Source organism: Streptomyces sp. NPDC006140 (assembly GCF_040628815.1).
In the GTDB taxonomy this organism is placed as follows: Bacteria; Actinomycetota; Actinomycetes; order Streptomycetales; family Streptomycetaceae; genus Streptomyces.
On record NZ_JBEXTS010000024.1, the window covers coordinates 1 to 19,996 of the forward strand.

General features: G+C 70.8%; 14 protein-coding genes. 4 read left to right on the forward strand and 10 right to left on the reverse strand.

Annotated features, from left to right (window positions below):
- Positions 1–65: 65 nt before the first annotated feature.
- Positions 66–2,462 (reverse strand): MMPL family transporter, encoded by a 2,397-nt coding sequence (locus tag ABZ386_RS38685; protein WP_351347124.1) that lies wholly within the window; start codon positions 2,460–2,462, stop codon positions 66–68.
- A 113-nt stretch (positions 2,463–2,575) separates the two neighbouring features.
- Between ABZ386_RS38685 and ABZ386_RS38690 the strand changes: the two genes are divergently transcribed.
- The 3 genes from ABZ386_RS38690 to ABZ386_RS38700 all read left to right on the forward strand — a co-directional run bounded on the left by ABZ386_RS38690 (position 2,576) and on the right by ABZ386_RS38700 (position 4,635).
- Positions 2,576–3,214, forward strand: coding sequence for a TetR/AcrR family transcriptional regulator (locus ABZ386_RS38690; RefSeq protein WP_351347126.1), 639 nt, complete (start codon positions 2,576–2,578; stop codon positions 3,212–3,214).
- A 301-nt stretch (positions 3,215–3,515) separates the two neighbouring features.
- Complete coding sequence (locus ABZ386_RS38695; protein ID WP_356501597.1) at positions 3,516–3,941, forward strand: hypothetical protein; 426 nt, start codon at positions 3,516–3,518, stop codon at positions 3,939–3,941.
- 91 nt (positions 3,942–4,032) lie between these two features.
- The gene (locus tag ABZ386_RS38700) at positions 4,033–4,635 is read left to right on the forward strand and encodes a carbonic anhydrase (protein ID WP_356501595.1); all 603 of its coding nucleotides are present in this window, start codon (positions 4,033–4,035) and stop codon (positions 4,633–4,635) included.
- A 73-nt stretch (positions 4,636–4,708) separates the two neighbouring features.
- Here ABZ386_RS38700 and ABZ386_RS38705 read toward each other — a convergent pair whose 3' ends face one another.
- The 5 genes from ABZ386_RS38705 to ABZ386_RS38725 form a co-directional block, all read right to left on the reverse strand.
- Positions 4,709–7,114 carry a galactose oxidase-like domain-containing protein gene (locus ABZ386_RS38705; RefSeq protein WP_358968219.1) on the reverse strand — a complete coding sequence of 802 codons (2,406 nt, stop codon included), beginning with the start codon at positions 7,112–7,114 and terminating at the stop codon, positions 4,709–4,711.
- Positions 7,111–8,304, reverse strand: a complete 1,194-nt coding sequence (locus ABZ386_RS38710; RefSeq protein WP_351347134.1) for a glycosyltransferase family 2 protein — start codon at positions 8,302–8,304, stop codon at positions 7,111–7,113. The genes ABZ386_RS38705 and ABZ386_RS38710 overlap by 4 nt, the downstream gene beginning before the upstream one ends.
- Positions 8,301–9,950, reverse strand: a complete 1,650-nt coding sequence (locus tag ABZ386_RS38715) for a phospholipid carrier-dependent glycosyltransferase (RefSeq protein ID WP_356618431.1) — start codon at positions 9,948–9,950, stop codon at positions 8,301–8,303. The genes ABZ386_RS38710 and ABZ386_RS38715 overlap by 4 nt, the downstream gene beginning before the upstream one ends.
- Positions 9,947–11,224, reverse strand: coding sequence for a glycosyltransferase (locus ABZ386_RS38720; protein WP_351347138.1), 1,278 nt, complete (start codon positions 11,222–11,224; stop codon positions 9,947–9,949). Before ABZ386_RS38720 ends, ABZ386_RS38715 begins: the two co-directional genes overlap by 4 nt.
- Before the next feature lie 133 nt (positions 11,225–11,357).
- Complete coding sequence (locus tag ABZ386_RS38725; RefSeq protein WP_358968223.1) at positions 11,358–13,391, reverse strand: thioredoxin domain-containing protein; 2,034 nt, start codon at positions 13,389–13,391, stop codon at positions 11,358–11,360.
- Between the two features lie 230 nt (positions 13,392–13,621).
- Here ABZ386_RS38725 and ABZ386_RS38730 point away from each other — a divergent pair, with 230 nt between their 5' ends.
- Complete coding sequence (locus ABZ386_RS38730; RefSeq protein ID WP_358968226.1) at positions 13,622–14,848, forward strand: MAB_1171c family putative transporter; 1,227 nt, start codon at positions 13,622–13,624, stop codon at positions 14,846–14,848.
- A 15-nt stretch (positions 14,849–14,863) separates the two neighbouring features.
- On the opposite strand, the gene ABZ386_RS38735 is transcribed toward ABZ386_RS38730, so the two are convergent.
- The 4 genes from ABZ386_RS38735 to ABZ386_RS38750 all read right to left on the reverse strand — a co-directional run bounded on the left by ABZ386_RS38735 (position 14,864) and on the right by ABZ386_RS38750 (position 19,895).
- Complete coding sequence (locus tag ABZ386_RS38735; RefSeq protein WP_356670754.1) at positions 14,864–16,135, reverse strand: acyltransferase; 1,272 nt, start codon at positions 16,133–16,135, stop codon at positions 14,864–14,866.
- Positions 16,136–16,141: 6 nt separating this feature from the next.
- Entirely contained in the window at positions 16,142–17,338 is a 1,197-nt protein-coding gene (locus tag ABZ386_RS38740; protein ID WP_358968230.1) for an MFS transporter, read from the reverse strand.
- A 90-nt stretch (positions 17,339–17,428) separates the two neighbouring features.
- Positions 17,429–18,739 (reverse strand): acyltransferase family protein, encoded by a 1,311-nt coding sequence (locus ABZ386_RS38745; protein ID WP_358968232.1) that lies wholly within the window; start codon positions 18,737–18,739, stop codon positions 17,429–17,431.
- Between the two features lie 379 nt (positions 18,740–19,118).
- Positions 19,119–19,895, reverse strand: coding sequence for an alpha/beta hydrolase (locus ABZ386_RS38750; RefSeq protein ID WP_351347151.1), 777 nt, complete (start codon positions 19,893–19,895; stop codon positions 19,119–19,121).
- Positions 19,896–19,996: the final 101 nt, after the last annotated feature.

The window sequence follows — 19,996 nt, forward strand, 5'->3', positions numbered from 1 at the left end:
CCCCGGGGGGGCGGCCCCCACGCCGGGGCCGGTCGCCCGGCCGCGGATCCGGCCGGGCGACCGCGCTAACGGCGGACCACGGGCGCCTCGCTGCGCGAGACGGGGGGCTCGCTTCCGTCCGCAGCCCCGTCGGACGCGGCTGCGGGCGAGTCACCCGGGGTCCCTTCCGTCAGCTCGAGCCTGGGAAGAGAACGGTCGAGCCAGGCGGGCATCCACCAGTTGTAGTGCCCCAGCAGGCGCATCAGCGCCGGCACCAGGACGACGCGGACGAGGGTGGCGTCGAGGAGCACCGCGACGGCGAGAGCGAAGCCCATCTGCTTCACTTCGGAGACCTTCGTCAGCATGAACGCGGCGAAGATCACGACCATGATGGCCGCGGCAGCGGTGATCACCTTGGCGGTGTGCGCCACCCCTTCGATGACGGCTCTGCTGTTGTCCTGGGTGCGGCCCCACTCCTCCTTCATCCGTGAGATGAGGAACACCTCGTAGTCCATGGACAGGCCGAAGAGGATGACGAAGGTGAGCAGGGGCAGGTACGCCTGGATGAAGCCGGTGCTGCTCACGTCGAACAGTGAGCCTCCGATTCCCTCCTGGAACACCAGGGTCAGCAGCCCGAACGCGGCACCCACCGACAAGAGGTTCATCACGATGGCGCTGAGCGGAAGCAGGACGCTGCGGAAGGCCAGCAGCAGCAGGACGAAGGACAGACCGAGAACGACGAGCAGGACGAGCGGCGTCGAGCGTTCCACCTCCTCGGAGATGTCCACCGTCTGCCCGCTCAGCCCGCCCACGTAGGCGGAGAGGCCCGGCGCTGCACCGATCGTCTCCGGCACGGCAGTCTGCCTGATCCAGTGCACGAGCGAGACGGACTCCTCGCTGTCGGCAGCGGAGCGGGACATCACCAGCATGGCTGTCGTCCGCGTGTCGGGACTCACCAGCCGTTCCAGCGCGCCGTCGGAGTCGGCTGCCACGGCCGCTCGCAGCGTGGCGGCGTCCGCGGTGCCGCCCTGGTCGCGAAGCACATCGCTCAGCGAGACGACGTCGGAGACCTCAGGATGGTTCCGGAGCCGTTCGGAGAACCGCTCCAGGGCGTCGAGTTCACGGTCGCCCAGCCGGCCTTCCGGCGTATGGACGACGATCTGCAGCGGAGTGGCGGCACCGGGGACGAACTTGTCGTCGACGAGTTCATAGCCCTTGCCGGCCGGAGCGTCGGAGACGGCTGACGCCCCCACGTCGAACCCGAGCTTCAGCTGGGAGACCGGGACGATCGCGAGTACCAGCACCACACTGGTCAGGCCACCGATGAGGACGGGACGCCGCATGACCACGCCCGTCCAGCGCGCCCACATCGAGCGGCTGGTGTCCGTCCGCTCCAGCGCCCGCTTCAGGCCCGGGACCGCGAACCGGTTGATGCGTGTGCCCAGCAGGCCGAGCACGGCGGGCAGCAGGGTGACGGCGACGACGAGCATCACCGCCACAGCGATCATCACGCCGAGGGCCATGGTCCGGAACACCGGTGCGCGCACGACCATGAGGCCCGCCACCGAGATGACGACCGTGCACCCGGAGAAGAGCACCGCCTTGCCCGCGGTGGCCATGGTCGCGCCCACCGATGCCGGGACATCGCCGTTCCGGGCCGCCAGTTCCTCACGTTGCCGGGTCACGGCGAACAGGCAGTAGTCGATGCCGAGCGCCAGACCCAGCATGGTCACGACCGCCTGGACGAACACGTCGAAGCCGACCAGACCGCTGAGGGCACCCAGCACACCGAACGTGGTGAGCAGCGCGACCACGCCCAGCACGAGGGGCAGGCCGGCCGCCAGCACGGTGCCGAAGGCGAGGAGCAGCACCACCAGGGCGATGGGCAGGCCGATGGACTCCGCCTGCGCGATGTCCTTGTCCTGTTGCTCGACCACCGCCGCGTTGAGCGCGCTGGGTCCGGTGAGGTAGGCGCGTACCGGGGCGTCGGCGGTCAGGTCGTCGAGCGTGTCCTGCAGCACGGGGACCGTGTCCTGCCGGTCCCGCTCGTCGCCGCCGAGTCCGATGGGGGCCGCCACCGTCCGGCGGTCGGACGAGTACAGGGCGGGGTTCTCGGCCGTGTAGGGGTTTTCCACCTCCACGACGCCGTCCTGCCTCTGTAACGCGCCGAGGGTCTCGGTGACCGCCTGCCGGTACGCCCCGGAGTCCGCTCGCAGCGTCGACGAGTCGAAGACGACGAGGGCGTCCTCGGTGACGGGTGTGTCGAACTGTTCGGTCAGGAGAGCCTCGACCCTGGCAGAGTCCGACCCTTCCACCTTGAGAGACGAACCGGTGAGGCTGTCGGTGAACCGCGGCAGCAACAACCCGGCTCCCACGAGGACGATCACCCAGGCCACGACGACTTTCCACGCGTGGCGCGCACACCACGCGCCCCAGCGGTAAAGCACTGGCCGGTCGACGCCCGGGGCTCCTTCCGATGCCATGAGAACTCCCTAGACTGACTGGTCGGTCGAGTCAGCATAACCATCGACCGACCAACCGGTCTAGAGTTGACCGCGAGCACGCAGGCACCACGGGACGAGCCGAGGAGATCACCATGGGCACGGCACAGGGGCGGGAGACCCCCACCGGGAGCGAAGAGCGCAACGCCGCGCGCCTCAGCGCCAGGCGCACGCAGATCCTGGACGCCGCGACGTCCGTCTTCGCCGGCCTCGGCTATCACGGCTCCCGTATGGACGACATCGTCCGGGCCTCCGGCCTGAGCAAAGGCGCCATCTACTGGTACTTCAAGAGCAAGGAGGAGATCGCCGTCGAACTCGTCCGACAACTCCTCCACGGGGAAGAAGAAGCCCTGACGAGCGCAGAGCCTGCGGAACGGGATCCCGGCGCACGGCTCAGCGCCATGGCGGACGACTTCGCCCGGAGCCTGCGCGAAAACCCGGCCCGGGCTCCGCTGGCCCTCGAACTCCTCTCGCTGGGCCAGCGCATCCCCGCGATCAAGCAGCACTTCACCGACTATCACGCGACCTATGTCGGCGTACTGAGCGACCTGTTGCGCGCCGCGTCCGGAGGCAACGCCCCGGAGCGCGAGATCACGGCCGGCGCGCTCGCCCTGGCGGCGATGGTCGACGGCTGGGCGCTGCACGAGGCCCTCATCACCTCACCCCCCGCCCACCGTGAGGGCTTGGGCGAGGCGGTCGCCGTCCTCGTGAACGGCCTGCGGCGCGAGCGCTGAGTCCAGCCCCGAAACTCACCTTTGACCGACTGGTCGGTCGAGCTTAGGATGCCTTCGGCGGCAACGCCATAACGGGGTATCGGGGGACGGTGTGTGCCATCGCGTTGTCTACCGGCGGATCTTATACAGCCGGCTATCGGTTACCAGTCAGTACGCCCAAGGCTGCGCTCCACGGACACATCCGGAACAGCGAAGACGTCTGGCACCGATGGCCCCGGACAATCCGGGCGGGCCCTGCGGACATACACACCCCGTCCCGCTCGGCCGGGTGTGCTGAATGTGGTCCACACGTAGGCTCTGCATGCGGCTGAGCATCGTGGTCCTCGCCTTCATGACGGCGTGGAAGACACTGATCACACACTCGGCGATCCCTCATCCGGTCGGCGTCACGGTGTCTGCGAAAACGGCGGTTCACTCGGCAGAACCGGCAGTGACCGCGGTGGGGGATGACGAGAGGGCTCACGTGGGTGGCGATCAGCCCACCCCCACGCTTTCCATTCCCCACCACTTGGAAGACCTGCGGGTCCTTCGCAAGAATGCTCACCCTTCCGGCCGATTCAACGGCCTACCCGATACGGGCGCATCCGACAAGTGCGCCGCCTTCACTGCGACAGCGCTGAACTTCGATCCGCACGAGCCGTTCTCCGCCGGACCGCCGGCGACCGGGCCGCCGCCCTTGATCCTGTCTGCTCTGCTCCGTGCCCGCCTTCAAAGCTGGCGTATTTAGCTGCCTCGTGTCTCGCGCTCGCGCAGACCGGGGATCAGCCGATCCGAGGCCTGCCAATCGTCGAACACAACGACCGAGGGGGCAGTGCAGTATGAGGAACACCACGGGGCATCCAGAGGCAAGGCGCACCAACACGAGGCAGCAGCACGTCCGCGGCAGGAACTCGAGAAAGGCACTGTTCATCACGTGCACCGAAGCCGCTTTCTCACCGGTGACACTGACCCGCATCGGCCCGGACAGGCTCTTCGAACTCCGCAACCTTGGAAACATCGTCCCCAAGAGCGGAGCCAACATCATCTCCAGCGACGTGGCCGCCATCCAGTACGCACTCCGGGACCCCGGCCTGAGGGACGTCATCATCTGTGGCCATTCCGGGTGCACGGCCGTGTCCTTTCTCATCGACCGCCGCAATACCTCTCTCCCCTCAGCGGTCAAACGCTGGCTGACGACCGCGAATTCACGGACGGCGTGTGAAGATGCGGCAGGGACGGGTTCCCGAGGCGCCCCGAGCCGAATGCAGATCGACACCGCAGCACGCGCCCACCTCGCGGTGCAAATGGCCAACCTGCTGGAGTACCCGACCATGGCGGAACGACGGGCCACCCACGCATTACGCCTGCACGCCTGGTTCTACAACGAGGCAGGGCAGGTCGAATCGCTGCCCCCGCAGGACTACCTCAGCTCCATCGCGTAGGAAGCCGGGGTCGACACCGCCGGTGCCGTGGTCGGCCCGTGTACGGCACGGGCCGACCAGCTGTCGGACGTACCTAGCGCTTCGTCAAGTCCTTCCGGCCGCAGGCGATCCCGTCCCCGTTCCGGTCCAGGCGCAGTGGGTCGTCCCTGCCGTTGACCTTCAGGCGGCCGTAGTCGTTCGCCTTGAGCCACTCGCAGCGGGCCGCCGTCGTCTTCTTCACCTCCGCGGGGAAGTCCGTCGGCACGCAGACGTTGATCGAGCCGTAGTGGCGGTCGCAGCCGGAGATGGTCGGGCTGACCTTCTGCGACACCCGCTTCTTGCCGGGCTTGGCCACCTTGCCCGTGGGCTCGTCCGCGAAGTCGTGGACGTGGGCCGAGGCGTCCGTCGCCTTGAGGGCCTGCGGGCCCTGGAGGTGCACCCACTTGGCCACCGACGGGACCCCGTTGGCGTCGACCGCGAAGAGCATGTACCAGCCGGGCGGCGCCAGGTTGGGGTTGCTCGTGACGTTCAGGTCGACGTTGTTGCCGTCGACCGACAGCGGCAGGTCCACGAACCGCTGGTTCGGGTCGGAGGAGTGGGTGACGGCGGCCGGGCGGATCAGCTCGGCCTTGGCGATGGGCCGGTCGACGGTGATCCGCTGGGTGTCGCCGTAGGTCCACTCGGTGTCGATCAGCGAGGTGATCGTCGGGCGGGGGCCCTTGAACAGGTAGGGCGGGCTGTAGACCGACACGTCGTGGTTCCAGGAGCCGTTGCCCGGGTTGTCGCCGGTCGTCATCACACGGCCGTCGGGCAGCAGGAACGCCGAGGAGTGGTAGCCGCGGGCCTCGGGGTCGACGGCCACCGGGTCGAACGTCTCCGACTCGGGGTCGAAGATCGACGTCTCGTAGACCGGGTTGGCGCGGTTGTGCAGGGCGCCGCCCGTCTCCAGCACCTTGCCGTCGGGCAGGAGCACGGCGGAGACGTACATCTTGCCCTGGTTCCCGGTCTGCGGGACCGGGCCGTTGCCGAGGTCGACCGTGCCCTGCGGGATCGGCGGTCCGGCCACGTAGGAGGGGTTGGGCTGCTTGAGGTCGATGATGTCGGTCAGGCGGTTCGCCTCCGGGTTGGAGTCGATGTTGCCGCCGCCGAGGGTGAGGACCTTCTGGTCCTGCGCCGGGGGCAGCAGCACGCTGGCCGACTGGTCGCGCTCGTCCTTGTTCCGCAGGCCGGGCACCTGGGTGGTGGTGTTGGCGTCGTAGTCGTAGATCGCCGAACCCGTGCCGGGGATGTTGTTGCCGAAGACGTGGCTGCCCGAGTAGAAGAGGCGGCCGTCCTGCATGAGGATCATCGACGGGTACAGGCCCCAGTACGACCAGGTCTGGTTGACCTTCCACAGCGGCTGCCACTGCTGCTCGGCCTCGGAGAACAGCTCGGCGGCGACCGAGCCGGTGGAGTCCTCGCGCAGGCCGCCGAAGGAGATGACGTCGCCGTTGCCGAGGATCGTGGCCGACGGGTACCAGTGGCCGTCGTTCATGTCGTTGGTCCTGGTGTAGGTCTCGGTCTCCGGGTCGAAGATGTACGAGTCCTTGTAGCCCTGGTAGCCGATCCGGCCGTCGGCGGAGGGGTAGCCCTTGTTGCCGCTCATCACCAGCACCCGGCCGTCCTGGAGCTGGACGTGCCCGGCGCAGAACATGTCCTTCGGCGTGGGGATGACCTTGTAGGAGCCGTTCGCCGGGTCGTAGACGGCCGAGGTGAAGGTGCCCGCCTCGAACATCGACTCGTCGTTGCCGGAGCCCGCGATCAGCAGCACCTTGCCGTTGTGCAGGACGACCGAGTGCATGGAGCGGACCGGGTTCTGCGTGGGGAGGACGTCCCACTTGCCGTTGGCGCACTGCTCGGCGGTGCCCGTGCACTGCGGCGGCAGGACCGGGTCGGGGACCTGGTCCATCGTGTAGTCGTCGGTGGTGGCGGAGCCGGTGCCGTAGACCGAGACGCCCCAGGAGATGCGGTCGGTGCCGGCCGGGACCTCGGGGGTGCGGACCGTCGCCTCGGTCCAACTACCCGCCAGGTCCAGTGTCTTGAGGTCGGTCCAGTACTGCCAGCCGGCCGTGGTGTCGTGCCGGAACAGCGTGATCGCCGCGTCGGGGGTCGTCGTCTTGTACCAGAGGCCCAGGTCGTACTGCTTGCCCGGCGCCACCACCGGGGCGCAGTCGGCGGACTCGGTGATCAGCGCCTTGCGGTCGCCCTCGACGCGGCGGGTCAGCTCGACCTTCATGGCGTTGGAGCCGGTGTGCGCGTCGGCCGTGGTGGTGAAGGTGAAGTCGTTGTCGCCCCAGCCGGACTTCTCCCAGCAGTACGGCATGTCGCCGGTGCCCGCGGTCTCGAAGCCGGGGTTCTTGATGAGGTTGGCGGCGGAGGCGGACTGGGGTGCGGTCAGCAGGAGGCCGGCCGTGAGCGCGCCCACGCCGGCGAGTGCGGTTCTTCTCCGGTACTTGTTCACACGGCTCTCCTCGCGGTGCGGCCGTCGCGCACGGGCTTCTCACCGGCCCGGCGCGGCAGGTAGACCAGCGCTTCGGTCGCCACGAAGCGCAGGACGAACGTCGTCACCAGCGCGAGCGCGGTGGCGGACAGCACGCCCAGGTGCAGCTGGTGCACGAACACGGCGATCAGCGGGATGCGCAGCACCAGATCGGCGTTGGCGAGCAGCGCGAACCGCCCGGCCCGGTCCCACCAGCGCCGGTGCCGGCGCCGCTCGCGGAACAGCAGGTGCTCGATGAGCACGAAGTTCCAGGCGACGCCGAGCTGGTTGGCGAGGATCTCCGCCGGTACGTAGTGCATGCCGGCGGCGGTCAGCGCCCACAGACCGAGCAGGTTCGGGACGAAGCCGGTCAGCCCGATCAGGCCGAAGCCGATCATCCGCGCGACCGGCGAGGCGGCGCGCAGCCCGGCCAGGTGCCGCAGGAAGCGCAGGCCCTCCTGCGCGGTCGACTTGGACTCCCCCGCGAAACGGTCCTGGAAGACGAACGGCACCTCGGTGACCGTGCGCGGGCGGCTGCGCACGGCCAGTTCCAGGAGGATCTTGTAGCCGAGCGGCTGGAGCACCTCGGCGGTGACCGCGCTGCGGCGGATCGCGAAGAAGCCGCTCATCGGGTCGCTGATGCCGTGCAGCCGGCGTGGGAAGAGCGCCTTGGTCAGCCAGGTCGCCCCGCGTGAGACGGCCACGCGGTAGCTGCCCGCGAGTCCGGCCCGGCTGCCGCCCTTGATGTACCGGGAGGCGACGACCAGCCCGGCGTTGGCCCGCTCGCCGGTGGCGACCAGGTCGGGCACGAGGGACGGCGGGTGCTGGCAGTCGCCGTCCATGACGACGATCCAGTCGGAGGTGGCCGCCTTCAGGCCCTCGACGACCGCGCCGCCGAGCCCGCCCACCGGCTCCTCGCGGTGCAGCACGGTCACAGGGAACGGGCAGTCCTGCGCCGCCTTCTCGATGACCTCGGGCGTGTCGTCGGTGGAGTCGTCGACGAACAGGACCTCGCAGGGCAGCCGGGCCGGGACGGCCTCGGTGATCTGGCGCAGCAACTGCCGTACGTTCGCCGACTCGTTGAACGTCGGTACGACGATGGTGACGGCGCCCGGTTCGGGAATCTCGGCGGTCTCGACGACCTCGCCGGGGACGGTGGACTCCTGGCTCATCGCGCGCCTCCGGCGGACGTCTGTATCTGGCGGATCTCGATGCGGTCCGGGCCGGTGCCGAAGGTGGCGACCGGTTCCGAGTGCTCCATGGCGGCCTTGACGTTGGGCAGGTCGGCCGCGTCCCGCCGCACGGTCGGGGAGGCGACGACGTAGTCCAGGTCCTTCCAGCCGCGCGGCATCGTCTTCGTCACCGCCGGGTCCAGGTCGGCTTTGTAGAACCAGATGACGCCGAGTCCGGGCTCGTAGCCCTGGTGCACGAGGTCCAGCCAGAGGGCGTCGTCGACCAGCACGCGGGTGCGCTCCGGGTTCTCCACCTCCGTGGCGAGCCACTTCGAGGCGGCCTTGTAGGGGGCGTTGGCGTCGGTGGTGACGGCCGTGCGGGCGCCGTCGTACCAGTGCGGGACGACGTAGGCGCCGGCGGCCAGGGCGAGGACCGTGGCGAGCGCGTACCGGCCCACGCTGACGTACCGTTTCTCCGCCTCGGAGCGCCAGCGGCTCAGCACCGCGTGGGCGACGGAGGCGGTGCCTCCGGCGAGGACGAGGGCGAGGAACGGCAGGGCCTGGATGACGTACATCGCGGGCAGGTAGCCGTTCGGGCGCAGCGCCAGCGCGGCGAGGATCGCGACGGCCAGGGCGGGTCCGGCCAGGGCGCGGGCGGTGACCGACCAGCGCCAGGTGGCGAGCAGCAGCAGGGCGCCCGCGAGGCCGCCGAGGGGCAGGATCTTGTCGTAGTACAGCCACGACTGGAGCACGCCCCAGGAGCCGGAGCCCTGGTCCAGGATGAAGCCCGAACCGGGCCGGGTCATCTGGTACTTGACGCCGTCCCAGAGGGAGACGTGCCCGCTGCCCGGCAGCAGCTCGCCCTTGAGCAGGGCGAACAGGGGGTAGGAGAAGCCGATCAGGGCGCAGGCCGTGACGGCGCCGGTGAGGGCGAACTTGCGGGTGTCCTTGTGGCTGTGCCGCCACATGGTGAGGAACAGGGCGGGCAGGACGACGAGCATCGTCTCCTTGGTGAGGACGGCCGTCGCGGCCGCGATGCCCGCGCCGAAGTGGTGCCAGAGGTGGCGGCTCGGGGAGGCGGCCAGCGTGAAGGCCAGCAGCGTCCACATCACCGCGAGGTTGTCGAGGAAGATCTCCCGCTGGAGGACGACCGCGAGCGGCGAGAGGCCGAAGAAGACCATGCCGAGCGCGGCGGCCCAGCGGGGCAGGGCGAGACGCCGGCCCAGCACGTAGACGAGGACCGCGCTGATGCCGCTGATCACCAGCATCGCGGCGCGCATGGTGCCCACGGTCATCGACTCGGGGCTGATCAGCGCGGGGATCCAGGTCAGTACGGCGATCTGGATCCAGCCGAGCGGCGGGTGGTCGTACCAGTAGGTGTAGTGGGCCAGGCCGTTGCCCTGCTGGACCGACCAGGCCTGGGCGAGGTAGGTGCCCTCGTCGTCGCTGAGGGCCGGGTAGTCGGCGATGTTCCAGCCCTGCACGACGAGGATCGCCACGAGGAGGACACCGCACAGGAGCAGGTCGGAGCGGGAGGAGCGCAGCCGGCTGGGCGGCTCGACGCGTCGGTGCGCACCGGTGCGGGGCGCGGGCCCGCGCTGCGCGGGGATCTTCGGGGTGGTCGCCGCGGGAAGGGTGGAGGTCACGCGGGAACGTCCTCTCGGGTCTCACGGCTGGCTTCGGCCCGGGTGAGGTGCGCGCCGACGTGCGTGGTCAGCTCCCAGTCGTTGCGGCCGCGCTGCTCGCGCCAGACGGCACGGACGGCCGCCCCGGCGAGCAGGACCTGGTAGAAGGGGCCGCCCAGGATCAGCTTCAGGTAGTGCGCGAAGCGGACGCGCAGGCCGTACTGCTTGCCGAAGTCGTGCAGTCCCACGATCTCGAAGACGAAGGTGACCAGGGCGGTGACGGCCGGCAGGAAGGTGATGAAGGCGATGCCGACGGGCACGTCCAGGAAGAGCGCGATCGCCACGTTGAGCGGGATGATCAGGCCGGTGAAGGCCTGCATGAACGGCGTCATCAGGGTGTAGCGGGCGAGGAGGCGCTGCCCGAGGGTGGGCAGTTGCTTCCAGTCCTTCTTCCGGTACACCTGGAGGAACCCCTGGTTCCAGCGGGTGCGCTGCTTCAGCAGGGACATCAGCGAGCCCGGGGTCTCTTCCCGGGTCACCATGTCGGAGTCGTAGGCGACGACGACCTTCTTGCCGACGCTGGACAGGCGGACGCCCAGGTCGCAGTCCTCGGCGAGGCAGTTCGGGTCCCAGCCGCCGGCTTCCCGCAGGACGCCGGTGCGGACGAAGACGGTGTTGCCGCCCAGCGGAATGAAACCTTTCTGCGCGTGCAGGTGGAGCCGCGAGCGGAACCAGAAGAAGTACTCCAGGCAGTTGCGCAGGCTGTACCAGCTGGAGTGGAAATTGATCAGCTGCACCCCGCCCTGGACGACGTCGGCGCCGGTGGTGCGGAAGGCGTGGTCGACGTGCGCGAGCAGCTCGGGGTGGACCTGGTCCTCCGCGTCGAACACGCCGACGACGTCACCGCGGCAGTGCGGCAGGGCCGTGTTCATGGCCTTCGGCTTGTTCTTCTTCTCGTGCGTGTCGACGACGACGCGGACCCGCCGGTCACGCGCGGCGGCCACCTCGGCCACGGCGGTGGTCTCCGGGTCGTCGTGCCCGACGATCACGATGATCTCGAAGTCGGTGTGGCTCGACTCCAGCAGGCGCTGGATCGTGTGGTCCAGCACCGCCTGTTCGTGCCGGGCGGGCAGCAGCAGCGAGAAGGAGACGTGCTCGTCCCCGTCCGGACTGCTGAACCGGGTGGAGGCGAGCACTTCCGGCGTGCGCCAGGCGTGCATCTGCCACCACAGGGTGAACGCCGCCATCCAGAACAGGGCCAGTGAAACGGCAGCGATGAAGACAGACGTCAGCAAACAGATCCCCCCAGATCCAAGAACCCCCTGTCGCGACCGTCCCATCCGTCGCGGCACTGTGCAGAGATTAAGGGGGAACTGTGAAGTCTGGGGGCTGTTCCGATAAAGAGCGTGTTTCCGTTGATTCGCGACTTCAGTCGCTCAAGACCGCACGCAACCGGTCAGCTTCGGTCGTCGGGGCGTCGCATGTGAAGTTACGGCAGACGTACGCGGCCGGTTCACCGCCGACCAGCGGACGGTCCGCGAGCAGCGGGAACTCGTCGCTCTCCGGGGCGCCGACGGCGACGACCGCGCCCGGCGCCGTGCCCAGGAGCGCCGTGCGGTGCAGGACCCTCGTGCCCTCGTGACCGAGGGACGGCCCGACGATCGCGACCTCGCGCGGCCCGTCCAGCACGGCCTCGGCGACGGCGAGCCCCCAGCCGATGAAGCGGGGCACGCGCGGCCCGAGCGCCTTGACGACGCCGAGGGCCTTCTCGGCGGCCGTGCGGTGGGGCACGGAGCCGGTGTGCGCGGCGTAGCTCAGCAGGGCGCCGGCCGCCGCGGTCCAGCCCGAGGGGGCGGCGTTGTCGGTCGGGTCCTGCGGGCGGCGGATCAGCCGCTCGGCATCCGCCGCAGTGTCGAACATCACGCCCGACTCCGGGTCGGTGAAGCGGGCCAGGACGTGGTCGAGCAGGAACCCGGCGAACTCCAGCCAGACACCCTCGCCGGTGACCGAGGCGAGCGCGAGGAAGCCCTCCGCCACGTCGGCGTAGTCCTCCAGGACACCCGCGTTGGCGCCCGCGTGCCCGTCCTTGCTGGTGCGGGTGAGGCGGGCCTGCTCGTCCAGGTGCAGCCGGACCAGGAGGTCGGCGGCGGCCACGGCGGCCTCGACGAGGTCGGGCCGGTCGAAGTAGGCGCCGGTCTCGGCGAGCGCGGCGATCGCCAGGCCGTTCCAGGCGGCGACGACCTTGTCGTCCCGGCCGGGCGCGGGCCGCTCGGCCCGCTGCGCGAGCAGGCGCTCCCGGATCGAGGCGACCTTCTCGGCATCGAACAGCTCCTCCTGCTGCGGCAGTTGGAGGACGGACTGCCCGTGCTCGAAGGTGCCCTCCTCGGTCACGCCGAAGTACCGGGCGGCGAATTCGCCGTCCTGCTCGCCGAGCGCCTCGCGCAGTTGCTCCGGCGTCCACACGTAGTAGGCGCCCTCGACGTGCTTGCCGGTGCCGTCGTCGCTGTCGGCGTCGAGCGCGGAGGCGAACCCGCCCTCGTTCGTGCGCAGTTCGCGCACCATGAAGTCGGCCGTCTCCAGCGCCACCCGGCGGGCCAGTTCCGAGCCGGTGGCGCGCCAGAGGTGGGCGTAGACCCGGCACAGCAGGGCGTTGTCGTACAGCATCTTCTCGAAGTGCGGCACGATCCAGTCGCGGTCGACGGAGTAGCGGGCGAAGCCGCCGCCGAGCTGGTCGTAGATGCCGCCGCGGGCCATGCGCTCGCAGGTGTCGCCCGCCATCTGCAGGGCGCCCTCGGCGCCGGTGCGGGCGTGGTGGCGCAGCAGGAACTCCAGCACCATGGACGGCGGGAACTTCGGCGCCCCGCCGAACCCGCCGCGCTGCGGGTCGTACTCCCGGGTCAGCCCGAGCAGCGCCTGCGCGAGTTCCTGCTCGCCGGGGGTCTGCGCGTCGCCGTAGGAGATCTCGCGGCCCGCCAGGTCGCGGACGATCTTCCCGGCGACCTCGGTGACCTCCTCCCGCCGCTCCGCCCAGGCCTGGTGCACGCCCTGGAGCACCTGGCGGAAGGACGGCATGCCCTGGCGGGGGGCGGGCGGGAAGTACGTGCCGAAGTAGAAGGGTTCGCCGTCGGGGGTGAGGAAGACGGTCATGGGCCAGCCGCCCTGCCCGGTCGCCGCCTGCACGGCCTCCATGTAGACGGCGTCGACGTCGGGCCGCTCCTCGCGGTCGACCTTCACGCTCACGTAGTGCGCGTTGAGGTAGTCGGCGGTCTCCTGGTCCTCGAAGGACTCGTGGGCCATGACGTGACACCAGTGGCAGGCGCTGTAGCCCACGCTCAGGAAGACGGGGACATCGCGTCGGCGGGCTTCTTCGAACGCGTCCGCCTCCCACGGCCACCAGTCGACGGGGTTGTCCGCGTGCTGGAGGAGGTACGGGGACGTGGCTCGGGCGAGTCGATTGGGCATGCCTCCATCCTTACGCACCCGCCCGCGCCCCGCCCACGCGCCACGGGACGGCCCACGGGCTGGTTTGCCGTCCGCCGCGGGGCCGCCGTAGGTTGCTCGGTGGTCGGCATGGGCTCGAAGACGCGTCGTGATGTGGCCTCGTAATGGGTTCTGCAAACAGGGGGACGCGTGTTCGGATCAGTGAGGCGCTTCGACTTCGTCACCCACCGTGATGTTCCGGTCGCCGTACCGTGACCGTGCGTTGGTGGCTGGCTGATGTGAAGTTCGTGAACGTGCTGGCGGTCGTCACGCTGCTCGGGGGCACGGCGTGGACGCTTCCACCGCTGATCCGGCAGCGCTTCCGGGCGCCCCTGCGGCTGCACCTGTGCCTGTCGCTCCTCCTGCTGGGCACCGGGAACGTGCTGAGCCAGCTGTGGGACACGGCACTGCTGGACGGCCTGCTCTTCACCGGGGCCACGAAGCTCGCGTACAACCTGGCGTTCTTCACCGGGCTCTGCCTCATGGTCGGCTTCCTGCGCGAGCGTCCGCTGCAGCGCCGGACGCTGTGGACGAGGCCGGAGGTGGTGATGTGCCTGTCCTGCTTCACGGCGATGGTCCTCGTGACCGCGCTGATGCCGCCGCGCCTGCGCGACCACACCTTCACGCTGCCCTACCTGGACGACTGGCGGGTGCGCGCCTTCTACGACATCGGCGGTGTCTATCTGGTCTTCGGGTACGCCGCGTGCGGGGTGCTCGCCGCGTGGCACGCCCGGCGCGGCCGGCTGATGCGGCAGGTGTCCCTGAGCATCGTCTCCGTCGGCCTGCTCGCGCTCTCCCTCAGCTGCGTCCTGCGGATCCTGTGGGTCAACTGCCGTGCCTGCCGCGGGTACGGGCACCACTTCACCTATGCCAACATCTTCCTCCTCGGCCAGGTGGCCACCATCGCGGTGTGCGCCGGGCTGAGCATCCCGTGCTTCGCGAGCGCCGCCCAGTTCCTGCGGGAGCGCGCCGTCCACCGGAGCCGGTTCCGCGAGCTGGCCGAGCTGTGGCAGCGGCTCGTCGCCTTCTACCCCGAGCTGGTCCTGGACCAGCCCCGGGGCCGCCGGTGGCTGCCGCCGCTGGACTACACCTCGGCCGTGTACCGCAGATACGTGGAGTGCCGGGACGGCCTCACCCGGCTCAGCCCCTATCTGCACCTCGCCTCCGAGGAGGCGGCGTCGCGCGGGGCGGCCGGGGAGAACGCCGGGGCGGCGACCGGGCCGGACCTCGTGCGGCTGGTGGACCGGGCCCTGCGACTGCGCGGTGAGGCGGACCGTGCCGGTACCGCGGCGCCGGCGACCCCGGCGTTCCTCGCCCCGGGAGCGGGCCACGACACCGACTACGAGAGCGATCTGGCCGGCCTCATGGCGCTCTCCCGCGGGCTGCGGGAACTGCGTTCCGCTTCAGGGGCGGACGCCTCCCACGGCGTCCCCTCCTGAGCACCGCCCGCCCCGTCAGGCCGTGGGCACCGGCTCCGTCCCGCCGTCCTCGGCCGGCGTACGAGCGGCTCCGGGGCGTACCTGCGCTGGTGCGACGACCACCGCTTCGGCCGGCCCCCGGGGCGTGCGCTCGCGGGGCCGGGCCCAGCGGCGCATGACGGGACGTTCGACGCACACCATCAGCAGCCAGCCCAGCGCCAGCGTGACGAGCAGCAGGACGAGCAGTTCGAGCACGCCGCCGACCAGCCCGTAGGTCCGGTCGTGCAGCACGTAGGTGCGGCCGTAGTAGAGGACGACGTACTGGGCGAGGTAGAAGCCGAAGGACACCTCCCCCAGCCACCGCATCACGCGGCCGCTCAGCAGGGTGCGCTCGCCGCGGATGTCGGCCGTGGCCACCGCGCACACCAGCACACCGACCGGGACGATGGTGGCCACGGTGAACCCGTACAGGAACGGCACGTTCAGCGCCAGCGCGTAGCCGCCCACGGCCAGCGCGAGCGCGCCGGCGAGGGGAACGCGCGGGAACCGGCCCGCCAGGACCAGCCGGGCCAGCAGCATGCCGAGGACGAACTCGAAGAGGCGGCCCGGGGGGAAGTTGTAGCCGAGCCAGAACTGGAGCGAGGAGATGGGGAATCCCTCGGGGGTGCGCGGCTGGGCCGGCACCAGCAGGTCGACGGCGATCTCCAGGGCGACCATGCCGGCCACCATGGCAGCGGCCCACACCCACAGCCGCTCCGTCCGGATGCGCCGCACCGGCCCGATGAGGAACGGGAAGAGCAGGTAGAACAGCAGCTCGCTGCAGAGCGACCAGCTCGGTGCGTTGACGCTGATGTAGATGTCGTGCTGCGGGAACCAGGAGTGGACCAGGAACAGGTTCGGCAGCCACGCGGTGAGCGGGGTCGCCGCCCCGGCGAAGAGCAGCATCGCCAGGGCCCACATGGCGATGTGGTTGGGGAAGATCTTGAGGAGCCGGCGGCGCCAGAACCCGGTGACCGTGTCGTCCCGTCGGCTCGACCAGGTCAGGACGAAGCCGCTCAGCACGAAGAAGAAGGAGACCCCCATCCAGCCCGCCTTGCTGAACAGCCACTGGAATCCCTCGGCCAGGCCGCGGTCCGCGAAGGGGTTCGTCAGCGGCTCGAAGAAGGAGGAGTGGAAGAAGAAGACCAGGACGGCCGCGATGAAGCGCAGGCCCGTCAGCGACGGCAGGGGTGCCGGGCGTCTGACCGGGTCCTCAAGGGGGGCACGGCCGGGACGGGGGCCGGGCGGGGCGTGGAGTGGTGCGGTCACGGCAACTCATTTCTCGGCGGTGCGGACGGCGAGCGGGCGGTCGTTCGCGGGAAGGACGGCCGGGGCGCGGCGGGCCGCGCGGCGCAGGGCGAGCACGAGCAGGGCGCCCGAGGCGGTGAGCGCGGCGGCCCCGAGGGGCACGGCACGGGTGCCGAGGCCGGAGTCGGTGAGGAGACCACCGATCCACGACCCGAGTGCGGCACCCAGCCCGAAGGCGGACATGTTGGCGGTGAGCGACAGCGTCGGCGCGTCGGCCGCCTCGGCGAGCACCTTGGTCTGGAGGCCGGGGATCAGGGCGAAGGTGGCGAGCGAGAACAGCACGAGGGCGAGGGCACCGCCCGCCGCGTGGGGCGCGAGGAGCCAGCAGAGCAGGCAGGCGGCCACCAGGATCCACGAGATCCGCCCCACCGCCCGGTCGACTCCGCGGTCCGCGTACCGCCCGCCGAGCAGATTGCCCACGATGGAGCCCGCCCCGTAGGCGAGGAGCACGGCCGGGACCCAGTGCCGCGGCAGGTGGCCGACGCCGGTCAGCAGCGGCACCATGTAGGTGATCAGGGTGAACATGCCGCCGGAGCACAGGACCGTGGCTCCGACGGTGCCCCAGACGGCCGGGCGGCGGAACACCCGCGCCTCATGGGCCGCCGTGACCGTCGGGGCGGGAGTGCCGGGGACCCAGGCGAGGATCAGGACGATGGCCACCGCGGCCAGCGCCGCGACGAGGGCGAACGGGGCCCGCCAGTCGTAGTGCTGGGCGAGGAAGGAGCCCATGGGGACACCGAGCACGGTGGCGAGGTTGATCCCGAGCTGAGTGGCCGCGACGGCGGCGCCCCCCTTGCCCTCGCCGGCCATGTCACCGGCGGTCACGACACACACCGCCATGAAGGTGCCGTGCACGACCGCGGTCAGCACCCGGCCCGCCATCAGCATGCCGAAACCCGACGCCAGGGCGCAGACGACGTTGCCCAGGACGAAGGCGGTCAGCAAGCCCACCAGCAACAGCTTGCGGGGGACGCGGGTGGTGAGCGCGGTGACCAGCGGGCCACCGACCACCATCGTCAACGCGTACGCGGTCACCAGCAGGCCGGCCGAGGCCAGGCTCACGCTGAGGTCGGTGGAGAGGTCGTCCAGCATCCCGCTGGGCGAGAGCTCCGCGGTGCCGACGCAGAAGATCGCGAGGATCAGCGCGGCGAGTCGGAACGGCATGGGGGCACCTTCGAATCGTGCGGGGTGTCGGTCACCACGCCCGGGCGGCGGGCGCGGGGGGCGGGGTCACGGCATCGGGTGGTCGCCGGATCAGGCGGCCACGGCGGCGGGGGCCTTGGCCCGCGAGCGGGACCAGCGGCGGACCAGCGGCTTTTCCACCCAGGCGTACATCGCCCAGGACAGCAGGACCGAGACGGCGCATTCGGCGACGACGAACGCGGCCACGGCCCAGCCGGACTCCAGTCCGGCGCCGAGCAGTTCCCGCGCCTCGGAGAGCACGATGAAATGCAGCAGGTAGAAGGCGAAGGAGACTTCGCCGGGCCAGGTCATCGCGCGGTTCGCGAACGGGGTCGGCCGGCCCGAGGCGTCGGCCAGCGCTCCGGCCGCGATCAGCAGCACGCACGGCACGAGACAGACCGCGCGCTGGGCGAGGAGGTAGGGCACGCCGGGGAGTTCGGCGACCACGTAGCCGGCCACCATCAGCAGGCCGGACCAGACGAGGCCGATGTTGCGCCAGCGGCCCAGCATGACAGCCCGGGCGACCAGGATGCCGAGCAGGAAGTCGAGCAGCCGGGACGGCGGGAAGACGTAGGCGAACCAGAGGTGCAGTCCGGAGACGCCGGGCTCGTTCGACATGTAGACGTCGCCCGCCGGAATGAAGGTGGTGGCCAGCCAGGGGGTGGCGAACACCCCGGCGATGACGCCCCCGATCCAGAACTTCAGCCGCTGCGGGGTGATCCGCCGGACCCCGGCGTGCAGCAGCGGGAAGCACAGGTAGAAGAAGACCTCCGTGGACAGCGACCAGCCCGGGGAGTTCACGGCGAAGTTGGTGGTGTAGTCCGGGACCCAGGACTGGAGCATGAAGAAGGTGGCCGCCGACCGCCACCAGGCGGTGCCGGACGCGATCAGCAGCATCGCGAGCGCCCAGGCGACGACGTAGTTGGGCACGATCTTGACGTACCGGCGGCGCCAGAACGACGTCCGCGGGTCGCCCTCGCGGGCGGACCAGGCGAGGACGAAGCCGCTGAGGACGAAGAAGAAGGTGACGCCGACGCCACCGGCCTGCTCGGTGAGGCGGGCGAAGAGGGTGGTGTTGGCGTCGCCGGCCATGAGCCAGTGGGCCGGCAGGGAGACGTGGAACAGGAAGACGAGCAGCGCCGCCGGGAACCGCATACCCGTCAGAGAGGGCAGCCGGACGGCCGGACCGCCGATCCTCGGTGCGTCGGTGCTCGGTGCGTCGGCGCCGGTGGGGACACCGGTGCTCGGTGCGTCGGCGCCGGCCGGGACACCGGTGCTCGGCGCGTCGGCGCCGGTCGGGAGCGTGTCGGCGGGTGTTGCGGGGCCGGGGGCCGTGTCCGCCGGCGGTATGAGTTCGGGCGGGGTGATCTGGGGCGTGGCCATGGGCGGGCGTTGTTCCTTCAGCTCGGATGGACGCGGCGGGCGGAGCGCGGTGGCGCGGCCCGGGCCGTACCGGGGCGGTGGCGGCCCGGGTGGGTTCGCCGCGGTGGGGTGCGGGCGGGCGCCGGGGTTGTCGCGGCCCGGGTGGGGCCGCCGCGGCGGGACGCGGGCGGGCCGGCGTGGTAGCGGCCCGAGTGGGTCCGCCGCAGCGCGACGCGGACGGGCCGGGGTGGCCGCGGCCTAAGCAAGTCCGCTGCAGCGGGACGCGGACGGGACGGGGCGGTCGCAGCCCGAGTGGGTCCGCCGCAGCGGGACGCGGACGGGGTGGCGGGCGGTGGGTGACGCTGCCGGGCCGCCCGCCCCGGGGCCCGCGCCGCCGGTGTCAGGCGAGGAAGTTCCGGATGGCGTCGACGAGTTCGTCCGGTGCCTCGGCCGGCACCAGGTGGCCGCTCTCGATCTCCAGGTAGGTGCTGCGGGGGATCGCCTCGTGCAGTTCCCGGGAATGGTCGACGGGGACGAGCTGGTCGTGGCGGCAGCCGACGACCAGGGTGGGGACGCCGATCGCGGGCAGCAGCTCCCGGATGTCGGCGTCCAGGCCGAGCTCGATCTGCCGTAGCGTCCCCTCGTTGACCTCGGCACCGCCCACGGCCGCGTCGAACGTCTCCGCGTCGAGGTCCGCCAGGAAGCCCGGGGTGAAGAGCAGCAGGCTGATGTAGTGCGAGTACAGCTCCGGGTCGAGGTCGGCCAGCCGGCGCCAGAGGGTGAACCCGAGACGCTTGCGCAGGTCGTCGTTGCGGGCCCAGCCGGCCACCAGCACGAGCCGGCGGACCCGCTCGGGGCGCCGGGCCGCGGCCATGACGGCGACGAGCGCGCCGAGCGAGAAGCCCACGACGTCGACGGGCTCGTCGGTCGCCTCGTCGGCGGCCCCGAGGACCTGGTCCGCGAGCTGCTCCAGCGTCAGCGGGCTGCCGTCGTCGACGGTGTCCCCGCTGCCCGCGTAGTCGGGAAGGATCACGGTGTGCCGGTCAGCGAACTCCTTGACCAGGTGACCGTAGTTGGTCTCGCCGGTGGCGCCGGTGCCGTGCACCAGGAGCAGACCGGGGCCCTGCCCCTCGGTGCGGTAGTGGACGGTCGTGCCGTCGACGGTGGTGCGGGGCATCTCATTGCCTTTCTCGGGTGGAGTGGCGGGGCCAGGGGCGCCGTCGGGCCGCCTCCCTCGCGCCAAGCATGCGCTCTATAAAAGCATGGCTGCCACTATAT